Annotated in this window: 12 protein-coding genes; 9 read left to right on the plus strand and 3 right to left on the minus strand. The window is 39.2% G+C overall.

What is annotated here, in order from left to right; genetic code table 11:
* Positions 1-101: 101 nt before the first annotated feature.
* The 7 genes from BLR60_RS07090 (at position 102) to BLR60_RS07120 (ending at position 7,812) form a co-directional block, all read left to right on the plus strand.
* Positions 102-1,073, plus strand: coding sequence for a Rossmann-fold NAD(P)-binding domain-containing protein (locus BLR60_RS07090; RefSeq protein WP_090498223.1), 972 nt, complete (start codon positions 102-104; stop codon positions 1,071-1,073).
* Positions 1,074-1,154: 81 nt separating this feature from the next.
* The gene (argB, locus tag BLR60_RS07095; RefSeq protein ID WP_090498226.1) at positions 1,155-1,985 is read left to right on the plus strand and encodes an acetylglutamate kinase; all 831 of its coding nucleotides are present in this window, start codon (positions 1,155-1,157) and stop codon (positions 1,983-1,985) included.
* A 243-nt stretch (positions 1,986-2,228) separates the two neighbouring features.
* On the plus strand, positions 2,229-3,041 hold the full coding sequence (gene proC / locus BLR60_RS07100) for a pyrroline-5-carboxylate reductase (RefSeq protein WP_090498229.1): 813 nt from the start codon (positions 2,229-2,231) through the stop codon (positions 3,039-3,041).
* A 66-nt stretch (positions 3,042-3,107) separates the two neighbouring features.
* Entirely contained in the window at positions 3,108-4,175 is a 1,068-nt protein-coding gene (locus tag BLR60_RS07105; RefSeq protein WP_090498231.1) for a M20 family metallo-hydrolase, read from the plus strand.
* 128 nt (positions 4,176-4,303) lie between these two features.
* On the plus strand, positions 4,304-5,635 hold the full coding sequence (gene argH / locus BLR60_RS07110; protein ID WP_090498233.1) for an argininosuccinate lyase: 1,332 nt from the start codon (positions 4,304-4,306) through the stop codon (positions 5,633-5,635).
* Between the two features lies 1 nt (position 5,636).
* Complete coding sequence (locus BLR60_RS07115) at positions 5,637-6,890, plus strand: pyridoxal phosphate-dependent aminotransferase (RefSeq protein WP_090498235.1); 1,254 nt, start codon at positions 5,637-5,639, stop codon at positions 6,888-6,890.
* Positions 6,891-6,960: 70 nt separating this feature from the next.
* On the plus strand, positions 6,961-7,812 hold the full coding sequence (locus BLR60_RS07120) for a hypothetical protein (protein ID WP_090498237.1): 852 nt from the start codon (positions 6,961-6,963) through the stop codon (positions 7,810-7,812).
* Between the two features lie 568 nt (positions 7,813-8,380).
* Here the strand turns inward: BLR60_RS07120 and BLR60_RS07125 are convergent.
* Both BLR60_RS07125 and BLR60_RS07130 read right to left on the minus strand, forming a co-directional pair.
* Entirely contained in the window at positions 8,381-9,805 is a 1,425-nt protein-coding gene (locus BLR60_RS07125; RefSeq protein ID WP_090498239.1) for an RtcB family protein, read from the minus strand.
* A gap of 61 nt (positions 9,806-9,866) precedes the next feature.
* The gene (locus BLR60_RS07130) at positions 9,867-10,964 is read right to left on the minus strand and encodes a slipin family protein (protein ID WP_090498241.1); all 1,098 of its coding nucleotides are present in this window, start codon (positions 10,962-10,964) and stop codon (positions 9,867-9,869) included.
* A 962-nt stretch (positions 10,965-11,926) separates the two neighbouring features.
* On the opposite strand from BLR60_RS07130, the gene BLR60_RS07135 reads away from it, so the two are divergent.
* Both BLR60_RS07135 and BLR60_RS07140 read left to right on the plus strand, forming a co-directional pair.
* Positions 11,927-12,982 carry a helix-turn-helix transcriptional regulator gene (locus BLR60_RS07135; protein WP_090498243.1) on the plus strand — a complete coding sequence of 352 codons (1,056 nt, stop codon included), beginning with the start codon at positions 11,927-11,929 and terminating at the stop codon, positions 12,980-12,982.
* Between the two features lie 80 nt (positions 12,983-13,062).
* Positions 13,063-13,185, plus strand: coding sequence for a GH32 C-terminal domain-containing protein (locus tag BLR60_RS07140; RefSeq protein WP_244155613.1), 123 nt, complete (start codon positions 13,063-13,065; stop codon positions 13,183-13,185).
* 123 nt (positions 13,186-13,308) lie between these two features.
* On the opposite strand, the gene BLR60_RS07145 is transcribed toward BLR60_RS07140, so the two are convergent.
* Positions 13,309-14,892 carry a peptide chain release factor 3 gene (locus BLR60_RS07145; protein ID WP_056094020.1) on the minus strand — a complete coding sequence of 528 codons (1,584 nt, stop codon included), beginning with the start codon at positions 14,890-14,892 and terminating at the stop codon, positions 13,309-13,311.
* Positions 14,893-15,155: the final 263 nt, after the last annotated feature.

A 15,155-nucleotide genomic window follows, 5' to 3' on the forward strand; every position in this document is an offset into this window, starting at 1 on the left:
TCAGGTCATTCGTCATGCTGAATTTATTTCAGCATCTCTTGCATAAGAGACCCTGAAACAAGTTCAGGGTGACGGATTGGGATAATTAATTTAGATTAAAAATGAAACTTTTCACTTCCGTACACGATGTTCCAAACATCAAGCAATTTGTAACTGATGCATTAGCATTGAAGGCAAATCCTTATGCACATCAGCATTTAGGTAAAAACAAAACTTTAGGTTTGGTTTTTATGAATCCCAGCTTACGTACCCGTTTAAGCACACAGAAAGCAGCCTTAAACCTAGGGATGAATGTAATGGTGATGAACCTGGATAAAGAAGGATGGGCGTTAGAAACCCAGGATGGTGTGGTGATGAATGGTTCGACGGTTGAACATATCCGTGAAGCGGCTGCGGTTATGGGGCAGTACTGTGATATCTTAGGCTTACGTTCTTTTCCGAAACTAAATAATCGTGAAGAAGATTACAGTGAAGATTTTTTTAACAAGTTTGTAAAATACTGTGCCGTGCCGGTGGTGAGTTTGGAGAGTGCAACACGTCACCCTTTACAAAGTTTTGCCGATATTATTACCATTCACGAAACCTGGACCAAGAAACCCGACGGCCGCAAACCCAAGGTAGTTTTAGCCTGGGCACCTCATGTTAAAGCATTACCCCAAGCCGTTCCGAATTCTTTTGCTGAATGGATGTGCAAAGCACAAGCGGAGGGAATGATTGATTTTACTATTGCTCAACCCGAAGGTTACGAACTTTCAGAAGATTTTACACCAGGTGCCGATATTCAATATAATATAGAAGAAGCTTTAGCTGGCGCTGACTACGTTTATGTAAAAAACTGGAGCAGCTATAAGGAATACGGTAAAGTTTTAACCTATCCGGATGGCTGGATGATGAACAACGAAAAGCTGAGGTTCACAAATGATGCAAAGGTAATGCACTGTTTGCCAGTTCGTAGGGATTTGGAATTATCTTCAGAAATTCTCGATGGGCCAAACTCATTGGTTATCCATGAGGCCGGTAATCGTTTGTGGGCAGCACAGGCGGTGATTAAAGCGATGTTGGAGGAATTATAAATCTGTTATCGGTTACGGGTTCTGTGTTACAGGTCTAAACGCCTAAAGGCAACCCATAACTGACAACCCATAACTCAATGTATGAAACAACTTACAATCATAAAAATAGGTGGAAACGTAATCGATAATTCAGAAAACCTGCACCGGTTTTTACTGGATTTTACGGCATTGCCGGGAGATAAAATTTTAGTGCACGGCGGTGGTAAAATTGCAACCGAACTAGGCGAATCGCTGGGTATTGAAGCCAAAATGATTGAGGGGAGAAGAATTACTGATATTGAAACCTTACGCATTGTAACCATGGTTTATGCCGGATTAATCAATAAAAACATGGTAGCCCAGTTACAGGCCAAAGGCAGCAATGCCATTGGTTTAAGTGGTGCTGATGGTAATGTGATCAGAGCAAAAAAAAGGCCGGTGAGTACCAAAACTTATGGTACTGAAAGTGGGCCAATGGCTGGAGCCGTAATTGACTACGGTTTTGTTGGTGATTTGGATGAAAACTCAGTGTCTTCAACAACTTTAGATAGCTTGCTGAAAGCTGGTTTGGTCCCGGTTTTATGCGCCATTACACACGATGGCGATACACAGTTGTTAAACACCAATGCCGATACCATTGCTTCGTCCGTCGCGGTGGCGATGTCGGCTTTATATGAAACAAGGTTAGTATATTGCTTTGAAAAAAAAGGAGTGCTAAGAGATGTAAATGATGATGGTTCTGTGGTGAGAGAAATCAGATCTGGTGAATTTGAGGGTTTAAAGGCTGATGGAACGGTAGCAGGTGGAATGATCCCAAAATTGCACAATGCTTTTGAAGCCATTAACAAAGGGGTTTCGGCGGTGTACATTGGAAAAGCTGATGAACTGGCTGACTTGGCTGTTGGTACTTTTGGTACTAAAATGCTGAAGTAAAGGTTGAAGGTAGCAAGGTTTGGAGGTGGAGGGTTTTTGCATTGCCTAAGGATTACTGCTTTTGCAAACTAAACCTGATAGAAACGGAAATACTTTTTTAGCTGTAGCTTTAATTAGCTGACAAAGTGCTTAAAAAGATTGAAGTGGATAGCAGGACTGACATTAATAGTATTACTGAAACTGCTTTTCAAATAAACATTAATTGATTAAAATCGGTGAAATCACCAAAATCTTTGTAATCAGATGAATAAAAAAATAGCCATCATTGGTAGCGGAAACATCGGTTTATCTTTAGCGAAAGGTTTGGTGAAAGCCAACTTTGCCGAAGCTGCCGACATTACCCTTACCCGTAGAAATACCGACCATTTAAAAACTTTTGCCGAAGCTGGTTTTAGCGTGAGCAGTAACAATAAGCAGGCTGTGGTTGATGCCGATGTGGTAATCCTTGCCGTTCTGCCCCAACAGTTAAACACGGTTTTAGATGAAATTCAAACCTCAATCGTTCAGGCTAAACATTTGGTTATTTCGGTAATTTCGGGTGTGAGTTGTGCTGCTGTAAGAGAGAAATTAGGAGAGGGTGTAGAAGTGGTGCGCGTAATGCCGAATACGGCAATTGCCATTGGTCAATCTATGACCTGCATGGCCAGCGATAATGCATCAGCAGAAAATATAGCTGATGTAACTAAAATGTTCGAAACTGTTGGTTCTGTGATAAAGATTAACGAAGATTTGATGACTTCTGCAACAGCACTTTGTGCTTGTGGTATTGCTTTCTTCTTAAGGGCCATCAGGGCTGCATCGCAAGGTGGCGTAGAAATTGGTTTCCATGCAGATGAAGCTTTAAAAATGGCCGTGCAAACCGCCAAGGGCGCGGCCGATTTGCTTTTATTACATGGAACACACCCGGAATCAGAAATAGATAAGGTAACTTCGCCAAAAGGTTGTACCATTGCCGGCTTAAATGAGATGGAACATAATGGTTTTAGTTCATCATTGATAAAAGGCATTAAACTTTCGGCTTTAAAAGCGGGGAATTTATACACGAAAGAAGGTTAAAGGTGTAAGGTAGAAGGTTTAGGGTTTCAACGCTATCCTGATACTTAACACTAAATACTTGATACTATGTTTTTAGAAAATATACAAAAAGAATGCTTAGACTTATTGCGTCAATTAATCCGCATACAGTCTTTCAGTAAAGAAGAAGACCGGACCGCTAATTTAATAGCCCAGTTTTTGGAAGAAAGAGGGATTAAGACCCAGCGTAAAATGAATAATGTTTGGGCGTATAACAAGCATTTCGATGCCAGTAAGCCAACTTTATTGTTAAACTCTCACCATGATACGGTTAAGCCGAATTCGGGTTATACCCGCGATCCATACGATGCAGCAATAGAGGGAGATAAACTTTTTGGCCTGGGGAGTAATGATGCTGGCGGTTGTCTGGTTTCTTTAATCGGTACATTTTTGTACTACTACGAGCAGGAAAATTTAAAATATAATATCTGTTTGGCCGCCACTGCCGAGGAAGAAATTTCGGGTAATAATGGCTTAGAACTGGTGTTGCCTGATTTAGGTGAGCTTGAGTTTGGCATTGTAGGGGAACCTACCGAAATGAATTTAGCTATCGCTGAGCGGGGTTTGCTGGTTTTGGATTGTGTATCGCATGGTAAAGCAGGACATGCTGCCCGCGAAGAAGGGGAGAATGCCATTTATAAAGCGTTAAACGATATTGAATGGTTTAGAAATTATCAGTTTCCTAAAGTATCGGAAGTTTTCGGTCCGCTGAAAATGACAGTAACCATCATCAACGCCGGTTCGCAGCATAATGTAGTACCAGCCAATTGTACTTTCACGGTTGATGTACGTGTAACTGATGCTTACACCAACGAAGAAGTTCTAGAGATTATCCGGGCAAATGTTGATTGCGATGTTACCCCGCGTTCTATCCGTTTAAAACCTTCATCAATTGATAAAAATCACCCGGTTGTTCAGGCTGGTGTTGCATTGGGCAGAACCACTTATGGCTCGCCAACTACATCCGATCAGGCTTTATTGGATATTCCATCGGTAAAATGTGGTCCTGGTTTCTCAGGTCGCTCGCACATGGCTGATGAATTTTTATATGTTCGTGAGGTTGCAGAAGGGGTAGAAGGATATGTGAATATGTTGAAACCGGTGATTCAAGGTTGAGGGTAGAGGGTTTTTAAGGTTTATGGTTTTTGATTCTGTGAAAGCTCAACGAATACTGAAGTAAAAAATAGTATAGCTTAGCGTGCTTTGCGAAAAACTTAGCGCTCTTTGCGGTTAAATAGATTAAAATGAAAATTTGGCAAAAAAATGTTGATGTAAATCAGTTTGTAGAACATTTTACCGTGGGTAAAGACCGCGAACTTGATCTACAAATGGCAAAATTTGATGTACTGGGCTCGCTGGCCCATACTGAAATGTTGGAAACGATAAATTTGCTTACCGCAGAAGAGTTAAAAACCATTCAGCAGGAACTGAAAAATATTTACGCTGAAATTGAGGCCGGTCACTTTACCATCGAAGATACGGTTGAAGATGTACACTCGCAGGTAGAGTGGTTGCTAACTCAGCGCATTGGCGAAGCAGGCAAAAAAATACACAGTGGACGTTCGCGCAATGATCAGGTTTTGGTTGATTTAAAACTGTTTTTCAGGGCATGTATCGAAGATATGGTTAACCAGACTTCCATGCTGTTTAATCAGTTAATCGAGCTGAGCAATACCCATAAAGATAAATTATTGCCAGGTTATACGCATTTACAGATTGCCATGCCGTCATCATTTGGTTTGTGGTTTGGCGCTTATGCCGAAAGCCTTGCCGATGATATGGAACTGATGCTGGCCGCCTGGAAAATCACCAATAAAAACCCATTAGGCTCTGCAGCAGGCTATGGCTCATCATTCCCATTGAACAGAACTTTAACGACCAAATTGCTGGGTTTTGAAACCTTAAACTACAATGTGGTGTATGCACAAATGGGTCGTGGTAAAACCGAAAGAATTTTAGCTCAGGCCATGAGCGCCGTAGCAGCTACTTTAGCTAAAATGGCTATGGATGTTTGCCTTTTCATTAACCAGAATTTTGGTTTCATTAGTTTTCCTCCCGAACTGACAACAGGTTCGAGCATTATGCCACACAAAAAGAATCCTGATGTTTTCGAGTTGATCCGTTCCCGTTGCAATAAAATTCAGGCTTTGCCAAATGAAATTGCCATGATGATTACTAATCTGCCATCTGGCTACCACCGAGATTTACAGTTATTAAAGGAAAATCTTTTTCCAGCCATTACTTCGCTTAATGAGTGCCTGGAAATTGCCACCTTTATGTTTCAGAACATCACCATAAAGGATGATATTTTAAAGGATAAAAAGTACGATTACCTGTTTAGCGTGGAAGTGGTTAATGAACTTGCCTTACAGGGTATTCCTTTTAGAGAAGCGTACAAAATAGTTGGCGAGCAGATCGAAAGTGGTACATTTGCACCATCGGACCAAATACATCATACCCACGAGGGGAGCATAGGCAACCTGTGTAACGAGCAGATTACGGATGCAATGAACGCTGTACTGGCACAGTTTGGTTTCGAAAAAGTGAATAAAGCAATAGCAGATTTAATAGCATAATATGAAAGTTTCAGTAATAGCCAACTCATTAATTGGCTCAGAAATTATAAAAATTGGTAACGAAGTTAACGAAATGAAGCGCAAAGGCGCATCAATTGCTAACCTGACCATTGGCGATTTCGATTCGAATATTTACCCAATACCGGCTGAGTTAAAAGCTGGGATTGTAGAAGCCTACAATGCCAACCAAACCAATTATCCCCCTGCTGATGGTGTTTTGTCTTTACGCGAAACCGTTTCAGAATTGTTGAAAGATAGGTTTGGGCTAGAATACAATACCAACAGTATTTTGGTTTCAGGCGGTTCGCGGCCTTTAATTTACGCTACTTTTCTGGCCCTAATTGATCCGGGTGATACTGTAGTTTTTCCTGCTCCATCATGGAATAATAACCACTATTGCCATTTAACATCGGCAAAAGCTATTGCAGTTGAAACCGATGCAGCCCATCATTTTATGCCAACTGCAGCACAGTTAAAACCGCATTTAAAAGGCGCAACTTTATTGGCCCTATGCTCACCTTTAAATCCAACAGGTACCATGTTCGATGCTGATGCTTTGGCAGAGATTTGTGATGTAGTTTTGGAGGAAAATGCAAGCCGTGGAGCCGACGAAAAGCCACTTTACCTGATGTACGATCAGATTTATTCGCTTTTAACTTTTGATAAAGAACATGTAAATCCGGTTTCACTACGTCCGGAAATGAAACCTTTTACCATTTTTGTTGATGGTAGTTCTAAATGCCTTGCTGCAACAGGTGTACGTGTAGGCTGGGGATTTGGTCCGGAAGATATTGTAAACCGTATGAAAGCACTGGTAGGCCATATGGGTGCCTGGGCACCAAAAGCTGAGCAGGTTGCCATGTCTAACTATTTTAACAATAAGCTACAGGTTGATACCTTTTTAACCAGCTTTAAAGCACAGATCCAGGATAGCTTAAATGCACTTTACAACGGTTTTAACGATCTAAAAGCTGAAGGCTTTAATGTAGATGCAGTAGAGCCGATGGGCGCCATTTACCTGACCATTAAAATAGATTATATTGGTAAAACTACTGAAGATGGTCAGCTTTTAAAAGATAGTGCCGACGTTAACTTCTATTTGATTAAAGAAGCAGGCGCAGCGCTTGTACCATTCTCGGCATTTGGAAACGAACACAGTATGCCATGGTTCAGGGCTTCGGTGGGCGCATGTACGCTACAAGACATTAAAGACATGCTGCCTAGGATAAAAATAGCCTTAAGCAAATTGAAATAGAGAATTTGAACACTCCATCAAACAAATTGCGTGATGGAGTGTTCAAATAAAAAATCTCATTTCACGCTTTATGGAACCCAAATATACGCCTCAAGGTTACGCCTCGCCGTCAGCCATTCTTACTACACTTGCCATTGGTATTTTGGCATCTTTTATTCTTCCACTTTTTTACATTATCCTCGGTAGGCTAATTCCTAATATTTGGTTCATCGCTATTATCGCTCTGCTTTTAGGCCTGGGTTTAGGGTTTTTTATTGATCTCGGTGTTAAGATCGGAAAAGTCAGGAATAAAAAGATTGTTGCGATTATTGCCATCTTTTGTGGGCTATTTGCCTTTTATATTCAATGGGTTTTCTTCGATACTCTGGCCTACAGTAAAAAGGGTTTCACTTTTAACCTGAATGGCGAAGATTTAAAGTTTTTGGCTCAAGATTTCTTTTTCCTATTTACGCATCCTAATGTTTTGATTCAGGAAATTATTAATCTGAATGAAATAGGTACATTCCGCATTGAAAGCACTGGTACCATTAGCGGCGTATTATTGTGGATGATTTGGGCGGGTGAATTTATCGTTATTCTTGGAGGTGCATTATTTGGTGTTTTAAATGGTCAGGTCATCCATCCCTACTCAGAAATTAATGATAATTGGATGAAAAGGCGAAAAATCCATAACCGTATTCCTGTAGTTGTAAACAAAGAAGAGATTTTAGGTGAACTTGCTAAAAGAAATTTTACTGTTTTAAATGATCATCCTTCCCTGCATGGCGAAACAAATTATGCCGAAGTAATTATTTTCGAATCTACCGAAGACCCAACAAAGTATATCAATATAATTAATGTGACCAATCTCACTGGTAAAGAAAAAGATAAAAAAGTAAAAAGTTTGATTAAATATTATCCGCTTGAGAACGCTGAAATTTAACCACCTATTTGCACTCTGAGATTCGTCAAAAAATTGACAGAAATCCATAGAATTCTCGTCATTGCGAGGAACGAAGCAATCTTTAATGCGTTCGCTAAGTAGCAATTTTTTTAAGATTGATGTTGTATCAAAAAGATTTATGATGGCTCACTGCGCAAATTATATTTTTATACGTTGTCATTCCCAATTTAATTGGGAATCTTAATGCTATTGCGAAGCGCTTTAAGATTAGCTTCGCTGAGCACTCCGTGGTTCCCGCCTGCGCGAGAATGACGAAAAACAAAACAAAATTTTGGACTTAAATACTAGATTTTACTTTTGAGACAGCATCTTTGTCGGCTGGAAAAGCCTTCTCGCAATGACGAATTTTCGCAACCAATTGCAGAAATATTTTATGAGGTTAACCAGATAGAATTGAAATTATTTTCTTTGGGACAGTAGGCAAGAACCAATGTTTCTAAATTTTTTAGTCGAAGCAACATAAAAAAACCTGGCAGGCTTGAAAACCAGCGAGGTTAAATTAGGTTTTAGACTAAAGACTAAAGACTAAAGACTAAAGGCTCCCAAACTAATCCTCTCTGCTTCCATCATCAGCCATTCTTACCATTTTAGGCTCGAATTTAGCCACCACATCAACCAGTTCGGTTTGTGCCGCCATTACTTTATGGATGTCTTTATAAGCCATTGGGGCTTCGTCTAACCCTGCACCAATCAAGGTTACATGATGATCTTTCAAAATTGCTTTCATATCCGATTTGGTAATCGATTGGATCGCTTTCGTTCTGCTCATTTGTCTACCGGCACCATGTGATGCCGAATTGATGGCGCTGGTTTCGCCCTTTCCTCTGACCAAAAACCCTGGCGCAGTCATACTGCCGGGAATAATCCCCATCACACCCTTGCCTGCAGGCGTAGCACCTTTACGATGAACAATTACTTCCTCTCCATTGATCGACTCTTTCCAGGCAAAGTTATGGTGATTTTCTATCTTAGCTAAAACTTTTGCACCAATGGCTTTAGTTAATCTTTTATGAATTACCTCATGACAGGCAGAGGCATAATCGCCAGCTAAGTTCATGGCAATCCAATACTCTTGCCCTTCGGCAGTATTCAAATCTAAATAAGCCAGGTTAACGGCCTCTTTAGGGAGTTTACAAATGTCTTTTGCCAGTTTGGTATAATGACCGGCTATAGTAGCGCCTAAGCCGCGCGAACCGGAGTGGGTTAATAAAGCCACGTAACGACCTTTATCAATATTTAAAACCTCATCACGTTCGGCGAAATCGATAATGCCCCATTCTACGAAATGGTTACCACCGCCAGATGTACCTAATTGAGCCCAGGCTTTTCCGTGCAGATTTTTCAAAAAAGGAGTGCTGTTAAAAGCTTCATCTTCTAAAACCTCATGGTCTGCTTTTTCAGTTCCTTTAAAGTTTTGCCCGGCACCAAATTTCGTAAAAGCAATCAACTCGCGTTTGTACATGGCATCTTTACCAAAATAATGTTTTTCGGGAATGTCGAAAATGCTCAGTGCCATTCGGCAACCAATATCAACACCTACACCATAAGGGATAATGGCATTTCTGGTAGCCAGTACACCGCCGATAGGGAGGCCATAACCTTGATGTGCATCGGGCATTAAAGCACCCGCTACAGATACCGGCAATTTCATGGCTATATCCATTTGGTTTCTGGCACCTTCTTCAATGTAATCAGGACCAAATATTGCATATGTTTTTGCCTCATTTACGAGCGCTATAGTTTCGTCTTTTGGTACATTGGCTTCTTCAATCATGGCTGTTGCTAATATATTTAAAACCGGATCATCCAAAAAACTTTCGGGGTAATCTTTTACTTTTTTAAACAAAGCCAGCAATTCTTTTTCTTCGATAGCTGAAAAATTTGCTTTCAAAGTATCTAAGGCCAGGCCTAGTATTTTTCCTTCGGAATAACCTATTTCAATCAGGTCTTTTCCTGTTATGTTGTTTTTCATTTTATTCTTCATTAATCCCCGGCAGGTAACATTCACCTAGCCGAGGGGTTTCTAAATTTAATTATTTTACGAAGATTTGCTTCAATTGATCCACAATTTGGCCACTGCCAGATAAACTAATGTTATTGATTTTTTCTGCGATTTTCTCTACGTATTCCATCTCTTTCAACTTATACAGCATATTGTTATCTTCCATTAATTTAGCGGTATTTAATAAACTTCTGGTCGAAGCCGTTTCTTCTCTTCTTGTAATGATATTGGCCTGCGCTCTTTTCTCGGTAATTAAAACCTGGTTCATCATCTCTTTCACATCGCCTGGCAAAATAATATCTTTAACGCCGCAGTTAATTAATTTTACGCCCAACTCGGCTACCTTAGCCAAGGTTAAATCCCTTACTTGTGCGGCAATTCTTTCCTTACTTTCCATCAATTCATCAAAAGTCATTAAGCCAACCGATTCCCTTAAGGCCAATTGCATGGTGATGTACAATTGCTTATCAAAATCTTTGTTCTCCAATAACGCTTTGATGATGTCATCAACTTTATATTGAATACTGAAGTTTACCCTTAATTGTGCTTTGTCCTTGGTTAAGATTTCTTGACCAATAATCTCCATGTTCAATTGCCTCATATCGGTTTTTAAAACTTGAATGGCAGTCGCATTTTTCCAGTAAATATAGTTTCCTGCTTCCATTACCCTTTCAAATTTACCATCAATAAATAACAAGGCTTTTTCGAAAGACTCCACTTTGTAAGCCCTGATGTAATTTAATAAGGGTGCTTTTTCTAACAAATTTTTATCGATCGTTTCATCAATGTTGATGTTACTGATATCGACTTTGACAAAGTGATATGTAGATAGACCTTTCCAGATGGCTTGCTTGCCAGCGGTTAAAACATTCTTGAAATTTCCGTTTCGGTAAACAAGTGCCAACTCATTATCGGCTACATTTACTACGTGCACTAAACTGGTAAAACCGGTATCTGTTAGCAGTACTTCTAATTCTGCAAGGGTGAAAAAATACTCTTTTCCCATATCGAACAAAGTGATGTCTTCTCCAAAACCTAACCAGTAAGTCCCTGCGGTTAATACGTTTTTTAATTTTCCTCTTTTAAACACCAATCCAACATAATTGGTGTTAATGGTTACTCTTTTCATGTTTTTTGATGTTAAGATTTATAATTATTTAATTGTTTCGCTTACAAAGCCTTGTAAAAGCACATTCATCTGGTTTTTGCGGAAATAAATTGAATCCAGATTTGTTTAAAAATGAAATCAGTTTTTAGTTAGATGAAATCCGGGGATGAGTACTAACATTTAATATTTGATTTTTAAATCGATTCGTTCATCGTTTTTATTTTCAAAGCAAAAGCAAATTTGCCTGTCAGGATCAGAAATGAGCCTTTAAGCTAAATGTGGTTTTACAAGGTAGTTTTTTGAGCATTTTGAAAAGTTACTCTTCTTTTTTGTTTTGGATTTTGAGCCCTAAACGCTTACCAATTAGCTATTCCAACAACTTGGAAGCAGGATTCGAACCTGCATATTTGGTTGCTACTCTACCCCTGAGTTATTCCGGATTGCTCCGGAAGTGGGATTCGAACCCACGACACACAACGTGTTTAGACAATCTATTACAACTTATACCAGAATATAAAATTTATACTTTGGGGCTATTCCGAAACCCGCAACCATGGATATTCATTGTTTAGTATTGCCATCCCTTTCGGGATTTCTTCATATGAATTTTAGCAATAATTCCTAAGCGATCGTCACCCTGAATTTATTTCAGGGTCTTAGATGCTGAAATAAATTCAGCAGGACGATTAATTAAAATATTACATCTGCTAAAAATCTATTTATATTTTTCAAAGAACTGAATTATCGACTGGCGACATTACAAAGATGTCATCAACGCTACGCGGAGGAATTGCGCAGTGAATAAAATCCTAATGAATTCTATTACAATAATTGATTATCAGTATTATAAAATTTATTTTATGGTCGATTTTACATTTTTGGTGATCAATTGCGCAATTGTATTGCGCAGTTATAGGAAACTTAGTTATCTTTAACTGATACTGAAACACCATATTTTTAACCTCCAAGCTAAAACCTTCAAAATGGCCATCAATAAATTAGCCCTTATTCGTTACAAAACCATCGACGATTGTTTGAGAAACCGCTTCCGTAAATGGACACTCGATGATCTGATTGAAAAGGTTGCTGAAACCCTTTATGAGCTGGAAGGTATTACCAGTGGGGTAAGTAAGCGTACCATACAGGCTGATATTCAGTTGATGCGGAGTGATAAACTGGGTTATAATGCCCCAATTGTGGTAAAGGATAAGCGCTTTTATGCTTATGAAGATCCGGGTTTTAGCATTACAAAAGCACCGATTAACCATGCCGATGTAGATAAAATGAAAGAAATTGTTGGCGTGCTAAAGCAGTTTAATGCCTTTAATTATTTCGACGAGATGAGCGATATGATTGCGCGTTTGGAGAATAACCTTTATAAATCGACCAAACAGACCGGCAACAACATCCAGCTGGAAAGTAATAAGCTGGTAAAAGGACTGGAATGTATTCCATCGCTCTATCAGGCTGTTCTAAATAAACGATCGTTGTTGATTGAATATAAATCGTTCAAGGCCCAGCAGGCCCAGCAAAGTATTTATTATCCGTACCTTTTAAAAGAGTACAGAAACCGCTGGTTTTTGATCTGCAAGGCTAAAAAACGAGCTGGAATCTTAAATCTGGCTTTAGATCGTATTATCGAATTTCAGGAATTACCAAATGAAAATTTTGTCGCTTATGAAGGAGTAGATTTCGATCGTTATTACGATGATTTGATTGGGGTAACCAAAAGCGAAAAAGACAGACCGCAAAAAGTAATTTTGGAATTTACGAACGATCATGCCCCTTATGTCATTACCAAGCCTTTACATACTTCGCAGGTTGTGTTGAATAAAAATGCCGGTACGACTACAATCAGGATTGATGTAGTGCTGAATTATGAACTGGAGCGCGAAATACTAGGTTTTGGAGAATGTGTTAAAGTGCGGTCGCCAAGGTTACTGATTGCTAAAATTAAGCGCCGTTTAGAACAGACCTACAAGCAATATGAGGCAATAGGTGAACAGGAGGCTGAGCGATTGAAAATTATTAATAGTTAAACGTTTTAGTAAACGAGAAGAACATCATTCAAACCGCTAAAATAAATCCAGTTAATGGCAAAGTCAAAATTCAGATTCTGATTGACAAATCATCACTTGAAGTTTTTGGGAATGGCGGTGAAAAGGTCATTTCAACCATGATTTTTCCTGATGAAAAGGCTATCGGATTACAGCATTTTCGAAAGATGGAAAAAGCACGTTAAGTAGTTTGAAGATCTGGGATTTGAGTAAAAGATAGTTGAAATCGTCAATGACAATAATATATTAAATATAAAAACCTTTTCTAAAAACTTAGAAAAGGTTTTTTGCTTTATAGACTTCCGACTTTAAGATTTAAACTCACTTGTTTTATGGAATTCAATATCAGGGTAATCCTGTTTGGTTAAATTAATCATATACTCACTATCGGCCAGGTAAACAGGATTAGCTTCTTTATCAAAGCCGATGTGCTGTTGCTTACGTTTCACAAACTCATCCAGTTTCTTTCTATCGGTAGAAGTTACCCAGCTCGAACGGGTATAGCTTAGCGTACGGAAACGACATTTTGCCCCATATTCATGTTCCAGCCTGAAATTAATTACCTCGAACTGGAGTTCGCCAACCGCGCCGATCACTTTTCGGTTTCCAGGCTGCATGACGAATAACTGCGCAACCCCCTCATCTGTTAATTGTTCGATACCTTTTTCTAACTGCTTGGTGCGCATTGGGTCCATATTTTCTACCTCTTTAAATATAGAAGGAGAGAAACTCGGGATCCCTTTAAACTGTAGTTTTTCACCTTCAGTTAAAGTATCGCCAATTTTAAAATTCCCGCTATCGTACAAACCAACCACATCACCGGGCCAAGCCTCTTCTACAATGCTCTTCTCGTTCGCCATAAAATCCATAGGGTTAGAGAATTTCAGCTTTTTATCCTGACGGGTATGGTAATAAAATTTATTACGTTCAAATTTACCAGAGCAAATCCTCAAAAAGGCAATCCTGTCCCGGTGTTTGGGGTCTAAATTGGCGTGAATTTTAAATACAAACCCACTGAAATTTTTCTCTTCAACCAATACATCACGTTCTTCAGCTTCACGGTGACGCGGACTTGGCGCGATATCTATAAATGTATCCAGTAGCTCTTTAATCCCGAAATTGTTAATTGCACTGCCAAAAAACACAGGTGCAACCAGGCCATCGGTATATAAATCTTTATCAATCTTGCCATAAATACCATCAACCAGTTCAACATCATCTTTCAACGTATTGATTTCGTTTTCTTTTAGGTAATTTAATAAAGAAGGATCATTTAAATCGCTTGCCGCCACAACCGAATCGGTTACTTTGGTTTTATCAGAATTAAATAAATTTAAATGCTTGTTATATATGCTATATACACCTTTAAAAGTATGTCCCTGCCCGATAGGCCACGAAAGTGGACATAAACTGATGTTTAGTTTTTCCTCTATTTCATCCAATAAATCGTAAGCCTCTTTACCTTCGCGGTCCATTTTGTTGATGAAGATAATTACCGGCGTGTTCCGCATGCGGCAAACTGACATTAGTTTTTCTGTTTGTTCCTCCACACCCTTTACACAGTCAACCACCAAAATCACACTATCCACAGCCGATAGTGTACGGTAGGTATCTTCAGCAAAGTCTTTGTGACCAGGTGTATCCAGGATATTAATACGTTTACCGCTGTACTCAAACCCCATTACCGAGGTGGCAACAGAGATACCACGCTGCTTTTCAATCTCCATAAAATCGGAGGTATTGCTCTGGTTTGCCTTATTTCTTTTCACGGCACCAGCTGTATTGATGGCACCACCAAACAACAGAAACTTTTCTGTCAGTGTGGTTTTACCTGCATCGGGGTGACTAATAATGGCAAAGGTTTTACGTTTTTCTATTTCAGGGTTAAGCATAATAAAATTTTGGGTGTAAAAGATGATGAAACCTTGTTAAAGGAATTTAACAGCGATAAGATTTGAATATTGTTGTTTCATCAGGCCGCAAAGATAAGTAATTTGGTTAACTGTTTTAACTGGTTAATTGTTTAATTGAAAACTGATTGCAATTTTAAGATTTGAAAAGCAGTTGTAATAGCTCTTTCGTTATTGCAGTCCTGCCATACACTATAGCTCCGATAGAAAAAATCGGAGGCTGCCGTTTCTGTCAGGTTTAGGTT

Source organism: Pedobacter terrae (assembly GCF_900100705.1).
In the GTDB taxonomy this organism is placed as follows: domain Bacteria; phylum Bacteroidota; class Bacteroidia; order Sphingobacteriales; family Sphingobacteriaceae; genus Pedobacter; species Pedobacter terrae.

What these genes read in the sequence shown, in the direction of transcription:
- BLR60_RS07130 (WP_090498241.1), bottom strand. Translation starts at nt 10,964, where the DNA reads ATGAAAAGAGTAACCATTAACACCAATTATGTTGGATTGGTGTTTAAA.
- BLR60_RS07120 (WP_090498237.1), top strand. Translation starts at nt 6,961, where the DNA reads ATGGAACCCAAATATACGCCTCAAGGTTACGCCTCGCCGTCAGCCATT.
- BLR60_RS07105 (WP_090498231.1), top strand. Translation starts at nt 3,108, where the DNA reads ATGTTTTTAGAAAATATACAAAAAGAATGCTTAGACTTATTGCGTCAA.
- BLR60_RS07115 (WP_090498235.1), top strand. Translation starts at nt 5,637, where the DNA reads ATGAAAGTTTCAGTAATAGCCAACTCATTAATTGGCTCAGAAATTATA.
- BLR60_RS07090 (WP_090498223.1), top strand. Translation starts at nt 102, where the DNA reads ATGAAACTTTTCACTTCCGTACACGATGTTCCAAACATCAAGCAATTT.
- proC (WP_090498229.1), top strand. Translation starts at nt 2,229, where the DNA reads ATGAATAAAAAAATAGCCATCATTGGTAGCGGAAACATCGGTTTATCT.
- BLR60_RS07135 (WP_090498243.1), top strand. Translation starts at nt 11,927, where the DNA reads ATGGCCATCAATAAATTAGCCCTTATTCGTTACAAAACCATCGACGAT.
- argH (WP_090498233.1), top strand. Translation starts at nt 4,304, where the DNA reads ATGAAAATTTGGCAAAAAAATGTTGATGTAAATCAGTTTGTAGAACAT.
- BLR60_RS07125 (WP_090498239.1), bottom strand. Translation starts at nt 9,805, where the DNA reads ATGAAAAACAACATAACAGGAAAAGACCTGATTGAAATAGGTTATTCC.
- BLR60_RS07145 (WP_056094020.1), bottom strand. Translation starts at nt 14,892, where the DNA reads ATGCTTAACCCTGAAATAGAAAAACGTAAAACCTTTGCCATTATTAGT.
- argB (WP_090498226.1), top strand. Translation starts at nt 1,155, where the DNA reads ATGAAACAACTTACAATCATAAAAATAGGTGGAAACGTAATCGATAAT.